22 protein-coding genes and 1 pseudogene are annotated in these 22,823 nt (G+C 44.0%); 14 read left to right on the top strand and 9 right to left on the bottom strand.

Translation table 11 applies throughout. The annotated features are described in order from the left end of the window. Positions 1–241, top strand: a pseudogene (locus BUC05_RS21810) (transposase); the annotation flags it as partial. A gap of 129 nt (positions 242–370) precedes the next feature. On the opposite strand, the gene BUC05_RS21815 reads toward BUC05_RS21810, so the two are convergent. Together BUC05_RS21815 and BUC05_RS18275 are read right to left on the bottom strand one after the other, a co-directional pair. Beyond that, positions 371–955 (bottom strand): non-oxidative hydroxyarylic acid decarboxylases subunit B, encoded by a 585-nt coding sequence (locus tag BUC05_RS21815; protein ID WP_035205166.1) that lies wholly within the window; start codon positions 953–955, stop codon positions 371–373. A 217-nt stretch (positions 956–1,172) separates the two neighbouring features. Continuing rightward, the gene (locus BUC05_RS18275) at positions 1,173–1,763 is read right to left on the bottom strand and encodes a TetR/AcrR family transcriptional regulator (RefSeq protein ID WP_035205163.1); all 591 of its coding nucleotides are present in this window, start codon (positions 1,761–1,763) and stop codon (positions 1,173–1,175) included. Positions 1,764–2,186: 423 nt separating this feature from the next. Here BUC05_RS18275 and BUC05_RS18280 point away from each other — a divergent pair, with 423 nt between their 5' ends. Further along, complete coding sequence (locus BUC05_RS18280; RefSeq protein WP_073305677.1) at positions 2,187–3,371, top strand: MFS transporter; 1,185 nt, start codon at positions 2,187–2,189, stop codon at positions 3,369–3,371. Positions 3,372–3,644: 273 nt separating this feature from the next. Here the strand turns inward: BUC05_RS18280 and BUC05_RS18285 are convergent, their stop codons facing one another. Beyond that, positions 3,645–4,607 (bottom strand): arsenic resistance protein, encoded by a 963-nt coding sequence (locus BUC05_RS18285; RefSeq protein WP_073305680.1) that lies wholly within the window; start codon positions 4,605–4,607, stop codon positions 3,645–3,647. 277 nt (positions 4,608–4,884) lie between these two features. On the opposite strand from BUC05_RS18285, the gene BUC05_RS18290 reads away from it, so the two are divergent. Together BUC05_RS18290 and BUC05_RS18295 are read left to right on the top strand one after the other, a co-directional pair. After that, positions 4,885–5,442, top strand: coding sequence for an STM3941 family protein (locus tag BUC05_RS18290; RefSeq protein WP_011245492.1), 558 nt, complete (start codon positions 4,885–4,887; stop codon positions 5,440–5,442). Between the two features lie 77 nt (positions 5,443–5,519). After that, positions 5,520–6,233, top strand: a complete 714-nt coding sequence (locus BUC05_RS18295; protein ID WP_035205154.1) for an NAD-dependent deacylase — start codon at positions 5,520–5,522, stop codon at positions 6,231–6,233. A gap of 154 nt (positions 6,234–6,387) precedes the next feature. Here BUC05_RS18295 and BUC05_RS18300 read toward each other — a convergent pair whose 3' ends face one another. From BUC05_RS18300 to BUC05_RS18315, 4 genes are read right to left on the bottom strand one after another with little or no spacing between them, the layout of a single operon-like run. Further along, entirely contained in the window at positions 6,388–6,684 is a 297-nt protein-coding gene (locus tag BUC05_RS18300) for a PTS sugar transporter subunit IIB (RefSeq protein ID WP_011245495.1), read from the bottom strand. Position 6,685: 1 nt separating this feature from the next. Further along, positions 6,686–7,018: a PTS sugar transporter subunit IIA gene (locus BUC05_RS18305; RefSeq protein ID WP_035205152.1), complete on the bottom strand. Its 333-nt coding sequence runs from the start codon at positions 7,016–7,018 to the stop codon at positions 6,686–6,688. Further along, positions 6,993–8,306 (bottom strand): PTS cellobiose transporter subunit IIC, encoded by a 1,314-nt coding sequence (celB, locus tag BUC05_RS18310; RefSeq protein WP_035205149.1) that lies wholly within the window; start codon positions 8,304–8,306, stop codon positions 6,993–6,995. Before celB ends, BUC05_RS18305 begins: the two co-directional genes overlap by 26 nt. Continuing rightward, positions 8,303–9,631 (bottom strand): 6-phospho-beta-glucosidase, encoded by a 1,329-nt coding sequence (locus tag BUC05_RS18315; RefSeq protein ID WP_011245498.1) that lies wholly within the window; start codon positions 9,629–9,631, stop codon positions 8,303–8,305. The genes celB and BUC05_RS18315 overlap by 4 nt, the downstream gene beginning before the upstream one ends. Positions 9,632–9,808: 177 nt before the next feature. Here BUC05_RS18315 and chbG point away from each other — a divergent pair, with 177 nt between their 5' ends. Then, positions 9,809–10,540: a chitin disaccharide deacetylase gene (gene chbG / locus BUC05_RS18320; RefSeq protein WP_035205147.1), complete on the top strand. Its 732-nt coding sequence runs from the start codon at positions 9,809–9,811 to the stop codon at positions 10,538–10,540. Here the strand turns inward: chbG and BUC05_RS18325 are convergent. Further along, positions 10,537–11,283: a GntR family transcriptional regulator gene (locus BUC05_RS18325; protein ID WP_035205556.1), complete on the bottom strand. Its 747-nt coding sequence runs from the start codon at positions 11,281–11,283 to the stop codon at positions 10,537–10,539. The two genes, chbG and BUC05_RS18325, sit on opposite strands and share 4 nt — an antisense overlap. Before the next feature lie 316 nt (positions 11,284–11,599). On the opposite strand from BUC05_RS18325, the gene BUC05_RS18330 reads away from it, so the two are divergent. The 9 genes from BUC05_RS18330 to BUC05_RS18370 all read left to right on the top strand — a co-directional run bounded on the left by BUC05_RS18330 (position 11,600) and on the right by BUC05_RS18370 (position 21,592). Then, a complete protein-coding gene (locus BUC05_RS18330; RefSeq protein ID WP_035205145.1) occupies positions 11,600–13,396 on the top strand; it encodes a glycosyl hydrolase family 18 protein in 1,797 nt (598 codons plus the stop codon). 276 nt (positions 13,397–13,672) lie between these two features. Next, positions 13,673–14,065 (top strand): DUF5391 family protein, encoded by a 393-nt coding sequence (locus tag BUC05_RS18335; RefSeq protein ID WP_011245502.1) that lies wholly within the window; start codon positions 13,673–13,675, stop codon positions 14,063–14,065. A 420-nt stretch (positions 14,066–14,485) separates the two neighbouring features. Beyond that, positions 14,486–14,833: a YxeA family protein gene (locus tag BUC05_RS18340; protein ID WP_035205141.1), complete on the top strand. Its 348-nt coding sequence runs from the start codon at positions 14,486–14,488 to the stop codon at positions 14,831–14,833. A gap of 458 nt (positions 14,834–15,291) precedes the next feature. After that, on the top strand, positions 15,292–16,518 hold the full coding sequence (locus tag BUC05_RS18345) for an MFS transporter (protein ID WP_011245504.1): 1,227 nt from the start codon (positions 15,292–15,294) through the stop codon (positions 16,516–16,518). A 129-nt stretch (positions 16,519–16,647) separates the two neighbouring features. Beyond that, positions 16,648–17,718 (top strand): dual-specificity RNA methyltransferase RlmN, encoded by a 1,071-nt coding sequence (gene rlmN / locus BUC05_RS18350; RefSeq protein ID WP_011245505.1) that lies wholly within the window; start codon positions 16,648–16,650, stop codon positions 17,716–17,718. Between the two features lie 208 nt (positions 17,719–17,926). Continuing rightward, positions 17,927–19,210 carry a kynureninase gene (gene kynU, locus BUC05_RS18355; protein ID WP_035205138.1) on the top strand — a complete coding sequence of 428 codons (1,284 nt, stop codon included), beginning with the start codon at positions 17,927–17,929 and terminating at the stop codon, positions 19,208–19,210. Beyond that, positions 19,210–19,851 carry an arylformamidase gene (kynB, locus tag BUC05_RS18360; protein WP_082111874.1) on the top strand — a complete coding sequence of 214 codons (642 nt, stop codon included), beginning with the start codon at positions 19,210–19,212 and terminating at the stop codon, positions 19,849–19,851. The genes kynU and kynB overlap by 1 nt, the downstream gene beginning before the upstream one ends. Before the next feature lie 20 nt (positions 19,852–19,871). After that, positions 19,872–20,729 carry a tryptophan 2,3-dioxygenase gene (kynA, locus tag BUC05_RS18365; protein ID WP_035205554.1) on the top strand — a complete coding sequence of 286 codons (858 nt, stop codon included), beginning with the start codon at positions 19,872–19,874 and terminating at the stop codon, positions 20,727–20,729. Positions 20,730–21,010: 281 nt separating this feature from the next. Then, a complete protein-coding gene (locus BUC05_RS18370; protein ID WP_035205136.1) occupies positions 21,011–21,592 on the top strand; it encodes a DUF4352 domain-containing protein in 582 nt (193 codons plus the stop codon). Positions 21,593–21,671: 79 nt separating this feature from the next. Here the strand turns inward: BUC05_RS18370 and BUC05_RS18375 are convergent, their stop codons facing one another. Next, the gene (locus BUC05_RS18375; RefSeq protein WP_011245510.1) at positions 21,672–22,823 is read right to left on the bottom strand and encodes a GerAB/ArcD/ProY family transporter; all 1,152 of its coding nucleotides are present in this window, start codon (positions 22,821–22,823) and stop codon (positions 21,672–21,674) included.

A 22,823-nucleotide genomic window follows, 5' to 3' on the forward strand; every position in this document is an offset into this window, starting at 1 on the left:
AAGGGGCCTCGCCAAATTCATTACAACCCTGTCTACGAGGAGCTCAAAGCCAAAGAAGCGGCCAAACTACATAGTGAAAGAGGAGCCACACTCTACGCGCAAAGAAAAACGGACGTCGAGAGTGTATTTGGGCATGCCAAACAAAATCTCGGGTTTCGACGATTCCACCTTCGCGGGTTGGAAAAGGTGACGGTGGAGCTTGGTTGGCTGGGGTTGGCCCTCAATCTGAAGAAAATGGCGGGCCTTGCCCGCCATCATTCACCGAAATACCGATCCATCCAAATAAAGGGGAGTCGAGATCAAGTCAGATCTCGACTCCCCTTCTTCATTTTAAAGGCTTTTGGGACAACCTCTTTTACATGTAGTTCACCTAAAAACCAGGATCGCGGCGCTCTGCTTTTAATCCTTGCCAGCGTTTTGCTTCAGGCAAGTGTATGCCAAATTGGTCAAGAGCGCGGTAAACGATATGGTCAACAAGATCATCAATCGTTTGCGGCTGGTTATAAAAAGCAGGCATTGGCGGGACGATATGAGCCCCCATTCGCGACAAAGCCAGCATGTTTTCTAAATGTATATCATTAAGTGGCGTTTCCCGTGTCATTAATAATAGCGGTTTTCGTTCTTTTAACATCACATCAGCGGCCCGTGTAACCAGGTTGTCTGCGAGGCCTGTCCGAATTGAAGCGAGCGTCTTCATGCTGCACGGGGCGATCATCATGCCATCGACTTGAAAAGAGCCGCTTGAAACCGCTGCGCCTAAATCTTTAGGCGAATACGTATAATCGGCAAGCCGTTCAACATCTTTTACGGTAAAAGACGTCTCGGCTTGGATCGTAGCAGCAGCCCATGGCGACATCACCAAATGGGACTCCACTTCTGTTTTTTGTAGTTGCTGGAGCAAACGTATGCCAAAAATGGCCCCTGTAGCCCCTGTCATTCCTATAATCAGTTTCATTCAGACCACTCCGCTTCATCATTCTCTCATGCAAGTATATGTGTGTTCTTCGTTTCTATTTCAGTATGATCGATTTTAGCTAAACAAGAAAGAGGTAGCAGCCAATCTATCATACTATACCTGTGTTTATAAATCATATGGTGGGCACGATCACTTCGCGTGGGAGTGGGTCTTTTTTGTATGCATCTTGTTTCTTCCACAGCAATAGCGACAGGACCTATTCCAGCAGTGCTTTGGCTCCATTCATTACTAAGGGCATACTTTGTTTAACGAATGATTCCGCACTTATTTGACGCCCCTCCTTGTTCCAAACGTAAGCCAATCCATACATCCCCCAACTTAACATAATAGAAGCTGTATTGATTAAGAATTGCGCGTTTGAACTTGATAGCATCTTGTCTTTGTCTATAAAGGAAAGAAGTATCGTTTGGATTTTTTCCTTTATTTGAGTTTCAAATACAGCTCCGAGCGATGCATTCCTTCTTTTGCACATAGCGCTTAGATCCTTGTGAAAATCGCATACACCCAGAAAGATGCTCTGGATGGTTTCTTCATTTAATACTTCGTGACCGCAAATTCTACGATTTATGATTGTCATAAATGATTCCATTAGTCTAGCCTCAAGAATTTCGAATTTATCTATGAAGTGCGCATAAAACGTTGCTCTGTTAACAGTAGCCCGCTCTGCTATATCTTTAACGGTGATCGATTCAAAATCTTTTTCTTGAATTAATGAAGCAAAAGCGTCTTGAAGAAGTCGCCGTGTACGTATCACACGAGGATCAGCTTCATTCTTTTTAGTTGTCATTGTTAAAATCTCCCCCAATAAAACGACATTATAGAAAGGGTGTTGTTTATACAACGGTTCATGGCTATTGATGATTGCTCACCATCTGGGTGGAATTATAACATATGAATACAACGAATGTTGTTCAAACAACAAATGTTGTATAGATACGAATTCAGAATACTTCTTTTCCAAAAGGAGGAGGGAAACATGTTGGTTTCACAAACAAGAGATTGAGGCTTCGGCTGTCATTGTGGTACTGGAAGATTGGAGAGTCATAACGTGCTAGTATCGGTGCCACTCATGCTTGTTGCCGCGCAAAAGGCGGCGAAGTCCGGTCATCCGACGATGAGGCCGGCAGTCGATGATGCACCTTTCTTTAACAAAATGTTTAAGGGGTAATTTGGAAAAATGGTTATTTAAAATACATCGGGAGAGTGAATGATGAAGAGCGCATGGAAAGTTTACGTTCTAGCCTTGATTAGCTTTTTAGTTGGAACATCCAATTACGTCATTTCTGGGATATTAGACCGGATCGCAGAGACGTTAGGAATAAGCGTTGCGACAGCAGGCCAGCTTATTACGGTTTATTCCCTGGCCTATGCGGTCGTTACACCTATATTGATGGCGCTGACGGCCAAGATGGACCGGCGCAAGCTCCTTCTTTATTCGCTAGGTCTCTTTATTGCCGCAAATTTGCTGACATATATATTTTCCGGCTTCGGTCTTTTCATTGCCGCGAGAATCATTACGGCAATAGGCGCCGGGGTAGTCACCGTTAACGCGCTCAGCATCGCCGCCAAAATCGCTCCGTCCGGCAAGCAGGCCAGCGCCATCGCTAACGTTACTATGGGCATTACCGCATCGCTCATCATCGGCGTCCCGCTCGGCAGAATGGTAGCCTCGGCTTTTGGCTGGAAAGCGATATTTTTGGTCATCGCAATTGTCGGGGCCATCTCCATGCTTGTCATAGCTGCAGTTTTTCCACGTATGAAGGGCGACAAACCTGTTCCACTAATCAACCAATTTGCTTTGTTAAAAAAACCTCAGGTTCTGGTAGCTTTAGCGATTACGTTCTTCTGGTTGGGAGGATATTCCCTCGCCTATACTTACATCACCCCTTTTCTGCTAGAGGTGACTCATATAAATGAATCATTGATAAGTGCAGCTCTGTTTGTGTTCGGCATTGCCAGTTTAATTGGTTCAAAAGTCGGTGGCTACAGTACGGATAAACGTGGCATCAAATTCACGCTTATTTCAGGGATGGTGCTTCACGTCATTTCGTTGCTTTTGCTAGCCTTAGTCGGGCAATCGGTCATCGCCGTATTTGCCATTTTGATCCTCTGGTCTTTTGCCGCCTGGTCATCCGCACCTGCGCAGCAATTTAACCTGGTCTCGCTTGTTCCTGAATCCTCAGGAGTAATGTTGAGCTTGAACAGTTCCATGATGCAGCTTTCCATGGCTGTTGGCGCAGGAATGGGTGGGCTGATCGTTAACCGTATTTCTTTGGCATCCATTACTTGGTTCGGGGTACTCGGCGTACTTATCGCCATCATTGCCGTGTTTGTTTTGTTCAGCACGGGGCTACGGTATTCGGCGGCGCAGTCAGCGGATAAAAAACTGCAGTGATGCATATATGTTTTCCGTTGGACCGATATTTCTTGGCGACATGGGACGGATTGGTATATTGGTCAACGGCACATAGTGTTTTTGGTCGAAAAGGCGCTGCAAACTGGTTAACGCTTGTCGAACTAGAATCAATGCCAACCAAATAAAAAACAAGGCCTATCGATCTCGTAAAAAGTCGGTAGGCTTTGTAACGTGGAAAAAGCAGCAGGCATGAAACGCTGCATGCTAGCAGGGGGACGAACTCATCTTAGAATGCTGCCATAAGAGCTACGCTTAGATGAAAACATGGGTCCGCTTCTTTATATACAACAACGCATAGGCTACGAGCGCAAGGATCGGCAACTCAAGCAAAGGGCCAATGACGAGGGCAAGGGCAATGAAAGGTTCACCAGGAAAAGCGGAAACGACTACAGCTAGAGCAAGTGGCGAATTGCGGGCCAGAACAGTGAGCTGTAGGCTAGCTGTGTCCTTATAAGAGAATGAAAGCCATTTTCCAGTTGCTAGGGCTATGCAAAAGTTAATGATAAAGAAAAGAAAAATCGGCAGCAGCAAGCTTAATAAGTGCGAAGCGTGCTGAAATAGACTCTGGCTTTGAGAAGCAAACAATGCCATAACCGCCAATGCCAGAAAGAGCAGCTGGGCGGAAGAAAAGAACGGAGCAAGTTTTTGTTCTAAAAATCGTTTTCGTTTTTTTAATACTCCCCTTGTCCCATAAGCCAATGCAAACGGAATCACCAAAACGCCCATTGCGCCTTGGGCAGCTGACTGAAGGGAAGGCAGCTCTGTAGTTCCGCCAAAAAGTAGCAAATAGAGCGGCAAAAGCAGCAACTGCAAAAGCAAGTTAACAGGCAATAACGAAGCAGCTAGCGGAACATTTCCTTTGGCCATAGCTGTAAAAACGAGGTACCAGTCCGTGCAAGGTGTGACCAACAATAAAATAAAACCGAGCCATAAAGCTGGATGATCGTTGAGAAAGACGGCTCCAAGCCCCCAAGCGAGAAGTGGCGTCCAGACAAAATTAAGAAGGAGGCTTGCCCAAAAAAAGCGCTTATGTTGGAAGGACTGCTTTATTTGTTTTAACGGAATGTTTAAAAAAAGACCATATAACATTAACAGTAAGAACGGAAGAATAAGCATTTCTGCGCTTTGGGCAATAGGGGCGATCTGGCCGAGGCAGACGCCAACAATGACCGCAATAAACAAAATGCCAGTCTGGTATTTTTCCAATCGATCCACTTAACGTGTGCTCCTTTTATACGCGTTGTTCGCTGTCATCTTATCATCAAACGTTCGCTCAGTCTATGGTGAGGGGGGCGACGAGTCCTATGGGGGAGAAGGAAAGGGAAACATGCCCCTTTCGTTAAAAACTATACAATTGAAGCTCTTCCATGTTGGCAAACAATGGGATAAAATAAAAATGGCCGAATCGCTACCTTGACGGGTCAAGAAATGAAGCGTTGGCCAACATTGCTCGTTCGAGCGATTGATCTTTCAAAAAAGGGAGAAGTGGAGTATGTCTAAGAAAGTAATAGTCGAAGAGAATCAAGTCATTATTTATCCGAATCCGGTTAAATTGGCCTTATTATGTACACTTGCCTTTCTGCTTACGGCATTGACGGCTGTTTTGGCGATGAACCAGGAAAGTTTGGTACAAGGAAGCGCGGGAATCTTTGAGACGCTTTTTCCGATTGTCGCGCCTGTAGCCATTGTCTTTTTTGGTCTTTGCTTTATCTATCTTTTATACCGTGTATTGAAGCCAAAGCCTTCGTTGCACATTAACCAAGAAGGGATTATAGACAATGCATCAGCGGCCGGGGCAGGGCTTATTCGCTGGGAGGAAGTAGATCGGTACTTCATTTACTCTGTATTAGGGCAACATTTTCTCGGTATTGTTCCGAAAGACATAGATCGTGTGTTAGCCAAACAAAAAGGGTTTAAACAAATGGCGATGCGTATGAATCAAGGATTTGAAGCGCCAATCAACATTCCAGCCCAAGGAATTTCGGTTCCTTTAGATCAAGTGATTACATACATGGAGCAATTCATGGAAAAACAAAAAGCCAGTGTTTGACCAACAATCTTTGGTCTGAATAAAAGGGTAGGACAACCTATGGAGACGATGAACATTCTCAGTATGGAGGTGGTCACTTGTTCACAACATCGTTACGCCAAGCGCAGAGAATTGTCGTCTTCACCGGAGCAGGTATGAGTACAGAAAGCGGTGTCCCTGATTTTCGCTCGAGCCGAGGTTTGTGGAAAGGGAACAACCCAGAGGCATTGGCGAGTTTACAAGCAATGAACGATAATCGCGAAGCGTTTGTTGACTTTTATCGGCGGCGCATGGAGCAACTTCAGCATGTACAACCTCATAAAGGCTACGATGTGTTGGCCACATGGGAACAGCAGCTATCGGTCACCGCGATCATTACCCAAAATACAGACGGCCTACACGAACGAGCGGGAAATCAGAGGGTACTCCCACTCCATGGATCGATTCAAAAGCTATACTGCATTCAATGCGGTCAACACTACGACGTTGACCGCTACATGAATAACCAACCAAGCTGTTCCTGCGGTGGGTTTATTCGTCCGTCTGTTGTCTTATTCGGAGAACCGCTCGATTCAAACATACTTGCTTTAGCGGAGCAGCATTCGATAGAGGCAGATGTTTTCATCGTGCTAGGTTCGTCCCTAGTTGTATCACCAGCTAATCTTTTTCCAAGAATAGCGAAAGAACACGGGGCAAAGCTCATCATTGTAAACCACGATTTTACCCCATTAGATACAATCGCCGATTATGTAGTCAATGATAAACCGATTGGTTCCTTTTTAGTAGAAACCAACCGGGCTTTGCAAAAGTAAACGCCAGTTCCTAACGGGGTGAAAATAAAACTTGCCACCTTTATCCGTGGCAAGCCTGACTTTCGCTAAACGTTCCTTTCCCTGTTCGATTTAGACTTTACTCGGTTTGGCGTCGTGGTTAAACAAACGCGCTCGATGATGGTGTCGGCAACGTTCATAAAGCCAATGCTTGTTGCAGCACTTTTTTTCCATCCATCGTCCCATAAGCAATTGAATCGATAACAGCGACTTTAATGCCATGGGGTTCTGCCTTTTTGGTAATTTTGTTTTCCAAATAGCGTACTTGCGGTCCAATTAAAATGACGTTTGTCGTGTCTAGCTCATTAGCCAACCCTGCTTCAGCCGTTGCCGTAATTGTGGCGTGTACTTCTAATTCTTCAGCTGCTTTTTTCATTCTATCAACAAGCATGCTTGTTGACATTCCAGCAGAGCAAACGAGTAAAATATTCATATTAACGACGCTCCTCAGCAAATTTTTCGTGTAGTTCAATGATTTCCAAGCAAAGCTCTTTCGTTGTCATTGATGTCATTAAATGGTCTTGGGCGTGGATTAACAAAAGAGAAGGGGCAACTTGATCGCCTCTAGCCTCGCTTTGCAGCAAATTCGTTTGTGCATGGTGGGCTTGGTAGAATTCGTTGTCTGCTTGTTCGAGACGTTCGTGCGCTGCTGCAAATTCTCCTTTTTTCGCTAGCTGGACTCCCTCCATCGCAAATGAACGGGCGTTTCCTGAATGAAGGATGATTTGAAACGAAATTTCCTCAAGAGGCTTTTGTTGTGCCGTCATCGCCAGTATCTCCTTTGTCATCAAAATTCTTTTGTTCGGCTCTCATTGCTGCTTTTATAAATGGAATATAAAAAATAGTCGCAAGTGTGATGTTAAAAAGCTGGAGCACAACGCCAGCAAATGACCCACCTGTCACCAAATAGCCGCTAATGAATGGCGGCGTCGTCCACGGGACAAGCGCAACAGTCCTTGGCACAAGTCCGCTGGCAATAGCGAGATAGGACGTGAGTGTTAAAAGTACGGGAACCGTTAAAAATGGGATGAGCATCACGGGATTTAGCACGACAGGCAAGCCGAATAGGACGGGCTCATTAATATTAAACACCCCTGCTGGCGCTGATAATTTCCCAATCGTTCGATAATGTTTGGACGCGTTTACAAGAAAGATAGCGGCTATTAAGGCAAGTGTCGTACCTGATCCGCCCATAAACACATAGGCATCTAAAAATGGTTTCGTTACAATGTAAGGGACATCGGATGCACTAGTGCCTTCTGCAAATAGACGAATGTTCTCTTCGAGCAAAGGAAGGTAGATCGAATCGATGATGGGTCCTAAGATGTTCGTGCCGTGCAAACCGAAGAACCAAAGCAGTTGATTCAAAAAGGTAATAATAAATGCGGCAGGTAGCGTATTTCCTAATGCTTGCAATGGTTGTTGAATGACGGCAAAGACGAGTTCGTGAATGCTGCCGTCTGTTAGCGCTGTAATCAACATTTGCAGGCTGGAGACGACAATGAGAGTGACAGCAGCTGGTATAAGGGCCCGGAAGGATTTAACAACGCCAGTCGGGACGCCTTCAGGCATGTTAATGGTGAATTTTGAGTGATACAAAAGCCTGAAAAGTTCCGTTACAAGAACAGCCGTTAATACACCGACAAACAGACCTTGCGCTCCCGTCCAGGCATAGGAAAGGCCCCAATCATCGGTCGTTGGCGTCAGAATGATATAGCAGCCAACAGCAAGAAGTGCAGCAGACAGAGCATCGACATCATAAGACTTAGCTAAATTGTAACTAATTCCTGCGACAACAAGCAATGAAAGGATCGCAAACGACCCATCCCAGATGTTGCCGCCAAGCGTTGTCCAGCTTTCGCCGAACAGATCGGCCATAAAGTTTTGGAAAAACGCAATGGGCAAATTGTTAATCAAGACAGCAAATGAGCCAATAATGATTAACGGCATGATCGCGACAAAACCGTCGCGAATCGCAACTAAGTGACGTTGTGAACCGATCCGTCCCGCGATCGGAATAAAATGTTTCTCCATCCACTGCATCACTGGATTCATTGGCTAACAACTCCTTTACGATAAAATTGTGGTAAGTGGTCTTTATGGGCTTCAAGCAGTTTGTCTAAAATGGCCGTGGCTTTTTTCTCGTCGGCAACGAGTGGGTTCATAACAAGTGCATTGTACGCATCGTCATAATCGCCGGACAATGCAGCTTTAATGACGAGCTGTTCGAACGCTTTCATTTGCGAGATGATTCCTTTGACTTGTAGAGGGATGTTCCCTACAGCAAGAGGCCTAGGGCCTTCTTTCGTAATGACAGCATTGATTTCAACGACTGCATCATCAGGCAAATCTCGGATACTACCGTTATTACGTGTATTCACTGTTTGAATATCTTGTTTATTCGTATAAAGACTTTCTACTAAATTGCACGCCGCTTCGCTGTAATAAGCCCCGCCACGCTGTTCCAGTTCTTTTGGCTTTTCAGCTAATGCTGGATTTTCATAAGTAACAAAAAGTGATTCTTCAACTTGCTTGACGATTTGCGCTCGTGTCCCATGCTCTTTAAACGCTGCAAGATCCCTTTTCAGCACATCCTCCGTTTGGAAATAATACATATGATACGGGTTTGGAAGAAGTTGTAGTGCCCGAACAAACTCCTTAGACCATCCAAGAGAGACAATATTTGCAGGAGAGTAATGGACATTGTCCGCCGTGAGTTTTGCTAATGCTTCGTTGGTGCGGTCTTCGCCGCGAATAAAGACACGCTTTCCAAAGACAAAATGATTCATCCCCATAAACTCGATCTCCACTTGCTCTACAGGGCAGGAGAACATCTCTGCAATTCCAGTTTTCATATTGAATGGAATGTTGCATACGCCGATTACTTTTTTATGGAGGCTATGGTGGAGCAACGCCTCCGTCACGATGCCTGCTGGGTTGGTAAAATTAATCATCCACGCTTGCGGGCAAATCCTATGAATGTCATCGGCAATCTCAAGCAAAACGGGAATCGTGCGAAACGCTTTAAATATGCCACCTGCGCCATTCGTTTCTTGGCCGACTAGCCCATGCTCTAATGGAATTCGTTCGTCCTTTTCTCTTGCCTCCAACCCGCCTACTCGTATTTGCGTTGTAACAAAGTCAGCGTTCTCTAAAGCGTGTTGCCGGTTAAATGAGCTGCGTACGTGGATGGGATAGCCTGATTTTTCGATCATTCGTTTTGATAGCGCTTCAACAATCGCTAATTTTTTTGCGCCAGCCTCAATATCGACAAGAACGATTTCACTAATGGGCACTCGTTCATACCGTTCAATAAATCCTTCAATAATTTCAGGGGTGTAACTCGACCCACCGCCGATGATAACGACTTTAAGTGACATGTTTTCTCCTCCCTTGATTGCAGAGGAAGCGCTTCCTCTAAACCATATATATCACATTTGTAATTACTAATCAACTTAAATTTGTAACTACCTATTTTGGCATTGTTTTTATACGAGATTACAATTTTGTGGTATGATAGAGAAGGAAAAAGCAAGGAGTAAGAGGAGGATCATACCGTGAAGCTGATTGTAAATGCAGATGATTTTGGACTATCCCGCGGTGTCAATTACGGGATCGTGGACGCCCATGAACTAGGTATCGTCACATCAACGACTATGCTTACAAACATGCCTGCAACAGACCATGCCTTTCAATTAATGGATCGTTATCCTGATTTGCAAGTGGGTGTTCATTTAACGTTGACTTGCGGGGCGCCATTAACGTCCGACTGCCCTACATTAATCAACCAACAAGGCGAGTTTCGTCTTACTAGTCAATTTCGGCAAGCAACAGATGAGATCAACGTGGAGGAAGTAGAGAAGGAGTGGAATGCACAAATTCAACAATTTTATACAAGAGGGATCACGCCTTCGCACCTTGACAGCCACCACCACATCCATACGTGGGAGCCTGTCATCCCAATAATCAAGCACCTCGCACAAACGTATGACCTGCCTGTAAGGACCGGATTTAAACAAGCACCTGCTGGCCTGCGCTTCTGGTCTGATCTACTCGATACAAACTTTTATAAAGAAGGCGTAAACGAGGACTATTTTGCTGAACTATCCCAACAATACAAAGGGTATGATGGCACCATTGAAGTGATGTGCCACCCAGCATACATAGATGAAACGTTAAGAACATATTCTTCCTATGTTGACCACCGTGCCCGGGAGCTTAGAGTTTTGACACAAGTAAAACAAACGGTAGGACACATGCTCAAAAAAAACAAACCGACTCAGACTTAACCAGTCTTAGTCGGTTTTTGATAATTTCGTTCAATCGTAAAACTAGCTTTTTCTCCATGGAAATACGCGATTGAATATTCGATTTTAGACTCATCCGCTAAATAAGCGTGTGTTTCAATTTGTATGCAAGGGTCGCCAACTGAAATCCTTAGCTTTGCGGCTACTTCTTCATCTGCGAGGGCGATATGCAAATGTTCTTTTGTCTGGTGAAGCGAGAGGTCCGGCTGGCTTTGCAGTAATTGATAGAGTGAGTGTTCTCCCCCTTCTTTCGTGAGCCAAGTCGTCTTGCGCCAAGGCAAATAAGCGATTTCGTATTGCAAGGGGGCATCATCTGCATAACGAATTCGTTCTAGGCGGTGGATCGGCTCATTTTCCTCGATTTCAAGCATGGCAGACAAAAATTCATCAGAAGGAACGACTTTCAAATCAATCACTTGTATTTTTGGTTTTTTTCCTTGCAATTGCAATTGCTCTCGATAATTCCCTTGCGTTGCAGACAACGTTTGCTTCACCCTTCTGCTGGCGACAAAGGTGCCCCGCCCTTGGATACGTTCTACATACCCATCGATGACAAGTTGTTGTAGTGCATTTCGGATCGTCGTTCGGCTAACATCATACATCTTGCACAGTTCTGCCTCAGTTGGCAGCTGGGATTTAACGGGATAAACTCCTTGTTGAATGGCGGTAACTAACTCTTGTTTAACGAAAGCATGGAGCGACTGGTCAGTGCCTTTTTTATTCACGTTCAATGTTGTTACTCCTTTCAGTTGGTACGACTAAGACGTTTTATGTCAACAGTTATTATAACATTTTCTAATGAATATGTATTTGCGGACGTCTAAAAGGTAGTAACAGCTAAAAATCAGATAATGAAATAGAAAAACGATTGTATGAAACTAGCAAAACCAATGAATTTACAAGTCCAATATAGATAAAAAGAACTATTTTTCGAAAATTATAATAATGACATTGATTGTTATTGTCATTACCTTTATGATCGAATTAGTAGTAACAATTTTGAGTTGATGCTACTTAATAAATGGACTGGGGGGAGTACGAATGGACTGGAAACGATTGAGAAAACTGCTCACACCTCTATTTGTTGTCATCTTGCTATTTGTATCTGATGGAGGCGGACAAGTAAATGCTGCAACAAAGTCAGATGACGACCCTTACAAAATTGTCGCTTATTATCCATCTTGGGGCGCCTATGGACGCGATTTTCAAGTTTGGGAGATCGATGCTTCGAAAGTAAGTCACATTAATTACGCATTTGCCAACATTTGCTGGGATGGCAGGCATGGCAATCCAGACCCTGCGAGTCCAAACCCGCAAACTTGGTCATGTCAAGATGAAAATGGCGTCATCGATGTACCGAACGGGTCAATTGTTATGGGCGATCCTTGGATCGATGCACAAAAGTCGAACCCAGGCGATACATGGGACGAGCCAATACGGGGAAACTTTAAGCAGTTGCAAAAACTGAAAGAAGAGCATCCCCATTTAAAAACGTTGATCTCTGTTGGCGGATGGTCATGGTCGAACCGTTTTTCTGACGTCGCCGCAACAAAGGAAACACGAGAAAACTTTGCAAATTCGGCGGTTGATTTTGTCCGTCAATACGGGTTTGACGGCGTCGATATTGATTGGGAATACCCAGTAAGCGGAGGGCTTCCAGGCAATAGCCGCCGTCCTGAAGATAAGGAGAATCATCTTTTACTCTTGCAAGAAGTACGCAACAAATTAAACGAGGCAGGCCAAGAGGACGGGAAAGAGTACTTAGTGACAATTGCCTCGGGAGCCAGTTCTGAATATGTAGAAAATAACAAGCTAGCCGAAATTGCTGAAGTGGTCGATTGGATCAACATTATGACCTATGATTTTAACGGCGGTTGGCAAAATACGAGCGGCCACAACGCCCCACTCTACTTTGATCCTGCTACAGCTGATTCAGAGCTTCCAACACCTGAGCAATTTAATGTTGAAAGCGCTGTCGAGGGCCATTTACAGGCGGGAGTACCTGGAAATAAACTTGTATTAGGGATGCCTTTTTATGGGAGAGGCTGGATGAACTGCGAAGAAGCAAATTATGGCGAGTATCAACATTGCTCTCCCCCTCAAGAAGGAACGTGGGAAAATGGCATATTTGACTTCTCAGACCTTGAGGACAATTATGTAAACAAAAATGGCTATCAACGCTATTGGAACGATGTTGCGAAAGTTCCTTTCTTGTACAATGCAGCAAACGGTGGCTTTATTACGTACGATGATGTAGAATCCTTCCAGCATAAGACCGATTTTATAAAAGACAACCATCTCGCAGGTTCGATGTTTTGGGAGGTAAGCGGGGACCGAAATGGAACATTGCTTACAGCATTAGCGGAGCAACTGGACTTTAAGCCGGGAAAAGGGCAACATCCTGAAGAACCATCATTGGCGCCTCGCGATATTCGCGCCGTGGACGTTACATCCACATCCATCACCCTTTCGTGGGAACCGTTAAACGAAGCAGCGACACGGTATATCGTTCAATACGGCACAGAGGAACAAGTGACAGACGAAACGTCTCTAACGATTACCAACCTGAAACCAAGCACGGCGTATACATTTACTGTTTCTGCTGAATATGAAGATGGCAGCCGGCACACCGGACAAGCTTTAAGCGTGACGACGAAAGCAGAAAATGGCGGTGAGGCATGTGCTGCTCCTAACTGGGAACAGACGGCCGTCTACACAGGCGGAGACCAAGTCCAGCATAAAGGACATTTATATGAGGCGAAATGGTGGACGACAGGAGAAGAACCAGGAACAACAGGAGAATGGGGCGTATGGAAGTTGCTTGGAGAGTGCCGATAGTCTTTTCGGTGAAACATTGGCGTTCGTTTGTTGAAAAGCGAATCTACTTAGAAACGCACAATCGTCATTAAGTCATCTCTTGAGTTTGGAAACACGTCTACTTGCAATGCAAGGCAAGTTTGAAAATAACATCTCGCTACCAGCTATTATTGCCAACAAGGGTGAAACGCTTTTGTTGGCTTTTTTTGCTTGTTCAAGGAACTCCTTTCTCCGACTGCAGACGGATGAACGAAAGCTGTTTTCGTTGTAAGCTGGAAGAGGAAGAGAGGGGAAGACATGGAAAAGCGTAGTGTGACAAGATGGGCGTTGTTGTCGATGTTGCTGTTTTGTGTGCAAGTGATACTCCTATCGCTCACGCCATTAGCAGAGTATGGGAATGCAGCAAATGAGTTTAACAGTATTGGCATGTGGCTTGCTGTAGCCATGATTGCTGGAATGTACATCGTTCCCCTTGGATTGTATCGAATAGGACTGCCGTTTTCAAAAGCGATCTTGGCGATTCTATCAGGCTTTGGGATATTTATTCATTTCATTATAGTCGTGCTCCTTCTTATCTCGACATTTTTCACGGCGGCTGGAGTCGCAGCAGCAGCTTGTAGCCTGTTGTCGATAATTGTAAATGTGATCTGGTTTTTTGCCGCCTTTCGCAAGCACCGTCTGGTCCATTAAAGCAGCTTTCCTTATTCGAGGAAGGCTTTTTGCTATTTTAAAGGGCTATTGATCTCAGTAAAAAAAATTTTTTCTTATTTTTTGTTTTAGCCAAGAAAAAATTGCTGCTTGTGAAAACAGTATACTCAATCTTGGCTAAAAACTAGACCTCTGATCTTAAGAGTACTTAAAGTCATTCTAAGATGCCACCGTGTTTTGTTAATCATTACAAAAAAACTACAGCGTTTAAAAAGCGTCGTATGCTGCATTTTAAGCGTCTTGCCTCATTTAAAAGAGCTTTCCTATCCTAGGAAGGCTTTTTGCTATTTATATAGATGGTGACAAAATTGTAAGTGAGGTGCCGCGAATTGTAAGGCAGATCAATGGTTCTCTAAAGAGAGAAAAGAGACAATTGAATAAAAAAGAAAGAGAGTGAGTCCATTGAAACGCAAACTAGCTATCGCCTTCAGTATAGGAGCCATTCTAATCATTGCTGGCTGGCTTTTGTTTAAGGACAATGTGGTCGTGTTGAAAGTAAATCCATTTGTAGCAGTAACAGATGTGTACGTAGAAATAGATGAAGACGGCACTAAAAATGAATTGGGTGACTACGTGTATGAAATACAGGGGGTTGACGAACAAGGCCAAGAGAGGACAGTCGAATTTAAAGCAAACAAAAACTTGCGGAAAGGGGCGTTTTTGCGGTTGAAGACAAAAAAAGCGTTTGTCGATAGCTGGGAAGAAGTCCAGCTAGAAGATATTCCTGCCGAAATCCGTACGTCATTTTAAAGAAGTATAAAAATGTTCTTTACAAGCTGTCCCAATAGTTGATTTAATAGAATGATGAAACAATCAGATAGCATTATCGAACATAAATAATTTGTGACATCGTTAAGTGAAAAACCGGTTGCTAGCTGATAGAATAGAAAACGTTTCATGGAAAGCGTAGATGGGACAGGACGTGTATTCATAAACAGATAAGCGAGGCAAACAACAACGTATGTAAATGTTTGTCTTCAGTCTCCGGCCAGCTTGTTTTTGGCCGTCTTTTTTATAAGTAAGCTACTGGATTAACGCCGACTACACATGCAATTTTTGGAGAGCGTATCAGGCTGTTTGCAGCCAGTTGCGTTTTCTTTGCGTGCAATGGCTCAAGGAGAGATAAAGAGGATAGGCAGGCAAAATAGCCAAAATCGTTTGTGCTTTCAAATGAGAGTAGGATGGAATCGGAGGTAGGTGGGGAGAAGATGAACAGAAAGGTTCATTACGCATGGATGATTGTCATCATTATCTTTTTGACATTTCTGGCAGTTCAAGGATTACGCCTTTCATTTGGCGCTTTTGTGGAACCGTGGGAAAAAGACTTTGCCCTTGATCGGGGGACAACATCGCTTATATCGACATTGAGTTTCGTTGTATACGGCGTTTCCCAACCTCTTATTGGGAAGCTAGTAGACAAATGGGGAGCACGCCTTGTTCTCTCATTCAGCACGCTCATTGTCGGCATCAGCATTTGTTTAACCGCTTTTGTTCACCAACCTTGGCAACTGTTTGTCTTGTATTGCTTGTTCGTTTCACTTGGTGTCGGTGGTGCCTCCAATGTTGCGGCAACGGTTGTGATTACGAACTGGTTTAACGAAAAGCGAGGGTTGGCATTTGGGATTATGGAGACAGGCTTTGGCGCCGGGCAAATGGTTCTTGTGCCCGTCTCTTTGTCATTAATCCATTGGTCTGATTGGCGGATGACGGTTGTTATACTTGGCTTGTTTTTAATCGTCGTCGTCTTTCCAATCATCATGTTATTTTTGCGGAACCACCCCCGTGAAAAAGGATTGGCGCCGGTTGGCGGAGAAAGGCAAGAAGAGGCAGAAATTAGCCAAGAAGGCAAAAGAGCAGACATTTCTTTTAAGCAAGTCATCGTTAAGCGTGAATTTTGGCTTGTCTTGCTGCCATTTGCCATTTGTGGCTTTACGACTACGGGGTTAATGGATACACATTTAATTCCTTTTTCCCATAACCATGGGTTTTCCACCCAAGTTGCCGGCACCGCGGTCAGCATTTTAGCAGCATTTAATGTCATTGGCATTTTAGCGTCAGGTGTTGTCGCGGACCGCTTTAGCAGCCGAAAGTTTTTGCTGTTGTTGTATTTGACGAGAGCGGTCGCGTTGTTCATTTTATTAAATAGCCATAACCCTGCCTTATTGTTTCTATTTGCGATGATCTATGGGTTGGTCAGCTTTGCCACGGTCGCGCCTACGCAAATGTTAATCACACAGTATTTTAAACGTTATTCAGTCGGCTTTATTCTTGGATGGCTGTTTTTAAGTCACCAAATTGGTTCTGCTCTAGGAGCGTACTTGCCAGGTTGGCTCTATTCGGAATACGGTCATTATCAGTATGCGATTTATATTTCCATTGCGTTGCTGGTGGCGGCCACCATCTGTAAGTTTCTCCTTCCTGAACCAGAAAAGTGAACCTAAAAACAAATTTTCTTTCTCTCGTGTTCTATGCTATAATTAGGGTTTGAGAATACGACTATCCGTTTGCCGTGTCATGAGGCGAACTTCGAATAAGCATGCAACGAACGAAATGAGGGTAAAAACATGTCAAAGGAATCGATTTACGGCCTTACAATGGCTCAGTTGACTGACTGGCTGATGGAGCGTGGCCATAAAAAGTTCCGTGCCACGCAAGTGTGGGACTGGCTTTATCGCAAACGGGTGACGACGTTTGCAGAAATGACCAACGTCAATAAAGACTGTCTCCAGCTCTTGGAAGACCATTTTGCGATTGAGACAATGAGCGAACATGTACGGCAAGAGTCAAAGGACGGTACGATTAAATTTCTTTTCCGCCTTCAAGATGGCAATTTAATTGAGACGGTGCTCATGCGCCACAAGTATGGCTTTTCCGTTTGCGTCACCACACAGGTCGGCTGCAACATTGGCTGTAGCTTTTGCGCGAGCGGCTTATTGACTAAAAACCGCGATTTGTCCAGCGGTGAAATTGTCGAGCAGATTATGAAAGTCCAGTTCCATTTGGATCAAGTAGGAAAAGAAGAGCGCGTGAGCCACGTTGTCGTAATGGGCATTGGCGAACCATTTGACAACTTCCAGAATACAGTCGATTTTCTTGAGATCATTAAAGATCATAAAGGGTTGGCGATTGGAGCAAGGCATATTACCGTATCAACGAGCGGCCTAGCCCACAAAATTTATGAGTTTGCCGACTTGAAACTGCAAGTCAACTTAGCTGTGTCTTTGCATGCTCCAAACAATGAGCTTAGGTCACGGATTATGAAAATCAACAAAGCGTTTCCGATTGAAAAATTAATGGATTCGATCAACTACTATATAGAAAAAACAAACCGCCGTGTGACCTATGAATACATTTTAATCAAGGATGTCAACGATCATAAAGAAGAGGCATTGCAGTTAGCTGAGCTAATTGGTGATAAACGCCACCTTTCCTATGTGAACTTGATTCCGTACAATCCAGTCGATGAGCATAGCCAATACCAACGCAGCGAACCTGAGGCCATTTCCCAGTTTTTCGACACATTGAAGAAAAAGGGCATCAATTGCGGCGTCCGCTTAGAGCACGGCACAGATATTGATGCGGCTTGCGGCCAACTGAGAAGCAAACAAGAGAAGAAAAAAGTAAAGGTTAACTAAAAAAGACCCCAATCCTGCAACAAAAAGGCAGGATTGGGGTCTTTGTGTGTTAAAGGCCCAATGATGATGGACGAATTGATTTCGCGCGGTGTTTTCTGCCTCAATCGTGTAACTAATTAAAGCCACTGTTACGAATTCCTTAGCATTGACGCGGTCTCAAAAGGAACAGTAAAATGAACGGGAACGATACTTATTAAGGAGGGCTCCTATGCCTTGTTTTGATAGCGTTTACACAAAAGAATATGCGCAACAACTGGATGCAGTTGATCCACTTGCCCGCTTTCGTAATGAGTTTTACATAGATGAAGATAGCATATATCTCGACGGCAATTCACTTGGCTTGCTATCTACACGGGCAGAGCAGTCATTGCTTGACGTATTGGACTCCTGGAAACAGTATGGGATTGATGGCTGGACGAAAGGGAAGCATCCTTGGTTTTATTTATCTGAATCATTGGGAGAGAAAATGGCTTCCCTTGTAGGGGCGAAGGGGGAGGAAGTGATCGTTACTGGGTCAACGACAACAAATCTTCATCAATTAGTTAGCTCCTTTTTTCGGCCTGAAGGAAAGAAAACAAAAATACTGGCAGATGAGCTGAATTTTCCTAGTGATATTTATGCATTAAAAAGCCAGCTCCATCTTCAAGGCTTTGATCCAGAGGAACACCTTATTCAAGTGAAAAGTGATAATGGCCACCTTCTAAATGAAGAGGACATTATCGCGGAAATGAAGGAGGATATTGCTTTAATTGTTTTGCCGAGTGTTTTATATCGAAGCGGGCAAATCCTTGATATGGAACGGTTGACATCAGCCGCTCATCAAAGAAACATTCTGATCGGGTTTGATTTATGTCATTCAATTGGTGCTATTCCTCATCAATTAAGAAAGTGGGATGTGGACTTTGCTTTTTGGTGCACGTATAAACACGTAAACGGCGGGCCAGGCAGCGTAGCAGCGCTATTTGTAAACGAAAAGCACTTTGGCAGGCGTCCTGGCCTGGCCGGATGGTTTAGTTCAAACAAACAAAAACAGTTTGACATGGAGCATACGCTCACGCCCGCTGAACATGCCGGCGCCTTTCAAATTGGTACACCTCATATTTTTAGCATCGCCCCTTTGATTGGGTCTCTTGCCATTTTTGCAGAAGCAGGAATCGAACAAATTCGCAAAAAGTCGTTAAAACTGACTGACTATATGATGACACTAATTGAGCACGAGCTTTCCGATTACCAGTTTACGATCCAAAACCCAAGGGATGAAAGACGAGGCGCCCATCTTTACATTGAACATGATGAAGCCGCTCGTATTTGCAAAGCGCTTAAGGAAGAAAACGTCATTCCTGATTTTCGCAGCCCGAAAGGCATTCGCCTCGCACCGGTTGCCCTTTACAATACGTTTGAAGAAGTATGGAATACCATTCAAGTATTAAAGTTCATTATGAAAGAAGAGCGTTACAAAAAATTTAAAAATGAACGGGATGTGGTTGCTTAATGAATCATACAAATAACATGAACCGCTGGATCGATGTATCACAGCCACTTAATGAAAAACTTGCCCACTGGCCAGGTGATTTGCCATATTCGTACCAGTTGACGTTTTCCAAACAGCAAACAGGTTCTGTCAATATTGGCCAAATGGCGATGAGTGTCCACTCTGGTACTCACGTTGATGCGCCGTTTCATTTTAAAAATGACGGTGCCAAAATAACAGACTTGGATATTCATGTGTTTATAGGAAAAGCGAGAGTCGTTGATTTATCTAAATACGAAAAAATCGACCAAGCTGCCCTTCGTTCTCTCCATTTAGAAGGAGTAAAAAGGTTGTTAATAAAGACAGCTGTCCCTAACCAGGCAACGGCATTTCCTGAAAACATTCCATATGTAACTCCAGACGGTGCTGCCTACATGAAGGAGAAAGGGATTATACTAATTGGCGTCGATGTTCCTTCTGTTGACCCACTCGATAGTAAAGAGCTAGAAGGGCACCATGCTTTAGCAGACAATGGCATCTCTATTTTAGAAAACCTCATGTTAGATAAGGTCAAGGAAGGCGATTATGAGTTGATTGCCTTGCCTTTGCCAATGGAAGAGGCAGATGGTAGTCCAGTACGGGCTGTTATCCGAGCCATTTAAACAGGAAGGCGGGCATGGGTATGACAAACGAACAGAAGCCTTTTCCCCAACAAACGTCACAGGAAGAAGCAGGAATCCATACCGATTTTAAAAACAGGATGACGTATGGGGAATATTTGAAACTTGATCAAATTTTAACGGCGCAAGAACGGTTGTCGAATCATCATGATGAAATGCTCTTTCTTATTATCCACCAAGTAAGCGAGCTTTGGATGAAACTCATCCTCCATGAAACTTACGCGGCTATTGCTTCTATTAAAGAAAACGACTTGCCATCATCGTTTAAGCGCCTAGCACGCGTCTCGAAAACACAATCACAAATCATTCAAGCGTGGGACGTTCTTTCTACGTTGACACCAACTGAATACATGGAATTTCGGGAACAACTCGGCCAGGCATCAGGGTTCCAGTCGTATCAATATCGTCTCATAGAGTTTGCTCTTGGCCATAAAACGGGAGCGATCTTAAAAATCTACGAAAAAGACAAGGAGTTGCATGAAAGGCTGGTTGAAGCCTATCATGCACCGAGTTTGTATGACGTCTCGATTCAAGCCTTGGCAAATGCTGGCCTAGCCGTTGACCAACACGTGATAGAACGGGATTTTTCAAAACCTTATGTGGCAAATGATTCTGTCCGAGAAGCGTGGCTGACCGTCTATCGACATGTAGATCGTTATTGGAACCTCTATCAATTAGGGGAAAAACTGGTCGATATTGAAGACTGGTTACAACAATGGCGTTTTCGCCATATGAAAACAGTTGAGCGAATCATTGGCTTTAAAGTTGGCACAGGTGGCTCATCTGGAGTCAACTACTTAAAGAGTGTCCTTGAGCAACGTTTTTTCCCTGAGCTCTGGGATTTACGGACGGAAATTTAAACGTGTAGCGGGAGTGTCCTTCGATTCATATTTCCTTAGATCCTTTCTGCAAGAATGCTCTTTTTGCTTTGATCGTACTCTGTAAAGGGCAATTTTAGCTATAAGCCTTAAATGAAATGAAATTCCACCGATAATAAAACTAGACGGATTGTCGTCTATCTGTCGAAAAGCATGGAAAATTTACTAAAAATGCAAAATTTCTTGTTTACATTACTAGGTCCATTATGTTATATTTTTGGAGGATTGTTACATATATTTATAGGTTAATAGGGGGGTCTGGCATGAAAAAGTATATGACACTGTCAGCGCTTGTGCTTGCATCGACATTGGCTCTTGCGGCTTGCGGGGACGAAGCTGATATTAGCGCCAGCGATTCAAATACGGATGCTGAGGCGGAAGAGACAAACACCGATAAGGAAAGCGAAGACAACAGTGAAACAGAGGCTGAAGACGGAGCTGAAGTTGACGAAGGGGAAGAAGTTTCAGGTTTTCAAATTGGCGACGAAGTAAACTTTAATGACCTTTCAATCACTGTCAACAGTGTAGATTTTAGTGAAGGCAGCGAGTGGGAGCAGCCTTCTAAGGATAAGTATGCGTACATCGATATAACGGTTGTAAATAATGGTGACGAAGACTATACGCTTTCTTCACTAATGCAATTTGAATTGGTGACAAACGAGGGTCGCTCACAAGATATAACGATTGTAAGCGACCAAGATGGGGAACTCGACGGTACGATAGGCGCTGGTCGGACAATGGCTGGACAAGTGGTGTTTGATGTAAGTGAAGCCGACTATTATGAGCTTATTTTTGAAGAAATTCTCTTGTCAGGCCAAGCAATTTGGGAAATTCCAAACGAATAATAGCCATAGAAAGGGCTGTCCACAAAAGGGCAGCTCTTTTCTCGTTAGAGACTGAATGAGTGGGTGTAACTCCGTTTTGTTAGGAAGTAGGCAGCCCTGTGCTTTCTTTAGCGTGCTTCGGCCAAAGAGGCTGTTTCTTTTTGCGTCGTTTGATTAGGCCGACGGCAACGAGAAACAGAGGCAGGAAAAAACCAGTTAAAATTGATTGAGGAATGCTTACGAATCGAAAAAATTCACGTTCTTCAATAATGCTTGTGAAATAAGTGACGCCAAGAAACAATAACAGCATCGCGATTGGCCACACTAATGGTTTGTTTTTTTTCAAATTGAATAAATGACCAATTCCCGTTAAGATCGCATAGAAATATAGAAGTAAATTGAAGTAAATGGAGATAAACCATATGACTGTGATTGTTGCTTCAATTCGCTGGAAAAATTGGCCGACATCGATGCGCTGTGCAAGTGAAAGGGCTGGGTAAAAATCACGAGATACAACTTGCGGCGTTAAAACCGTGATGCATAGGAATGTAAACACGATTAAAATCAGGCAACCAAGAGAATAACCGAGCCAGAGCGCTTTCTCGGCTGCTTTTTTATCGGTTATATGCTTAGGGAAAATCGAAAGTTGGATGACGACGTTGCAAACGACATTGCCCATATAAATGGCGAACGCTTCGATCGTTGCTGCCATTGGAGAATGGGCAATGGGCATAATATAGCCAATATCAACGTCGTGCAAAGTTAAGCCAATTAGCAGTGTGAGTGGAACGAAAAAGAAAAGCAAACATAGCGATGCTGTCCGGGCTATGGCTTCGATCCCGCAAATGACGCCGAATACAATGATGGACAAGCATAGCAAGTAGCATACGAAAAAAGGCGTCGACGGCAACAAAAAATGGTTAATAAACGTAACGGCATAGCTCATAATCGCTGGGAAATGAATCAGTGGAAACAAAATATAGAAAAAGGAAGCAAGCCAACCGATAACTTTCCCGAAAGTACGCTTGTTCATGTCAAAAATGACATCAGAAGGCATCCACCGGGCAAGCAACGTGTAAAGGAAAATAATCGGAATGCCTACGATGCTGCCGATAATTGGAATAAGCCACGCATCTTGCTGGATAAAAAAGCTCAACGACCCTGGAAGACCGAGCATTGCCGTGCTAACTGTCGCGAAAAGGACCATCGTAGCAAAAGAACGCGATGAAAATGTTTCCACTGTGTTTCTCAA

Origin of the sequence: Shouchella rhizosphaerae, assembly GCF_900142675.1 — a bacterium.
Lineage (GTDB): Bacteria > Bacillota > Bacilli > Bacillales > Bacillaceae_D > Shouchella > Shouchella rhizosphaerae.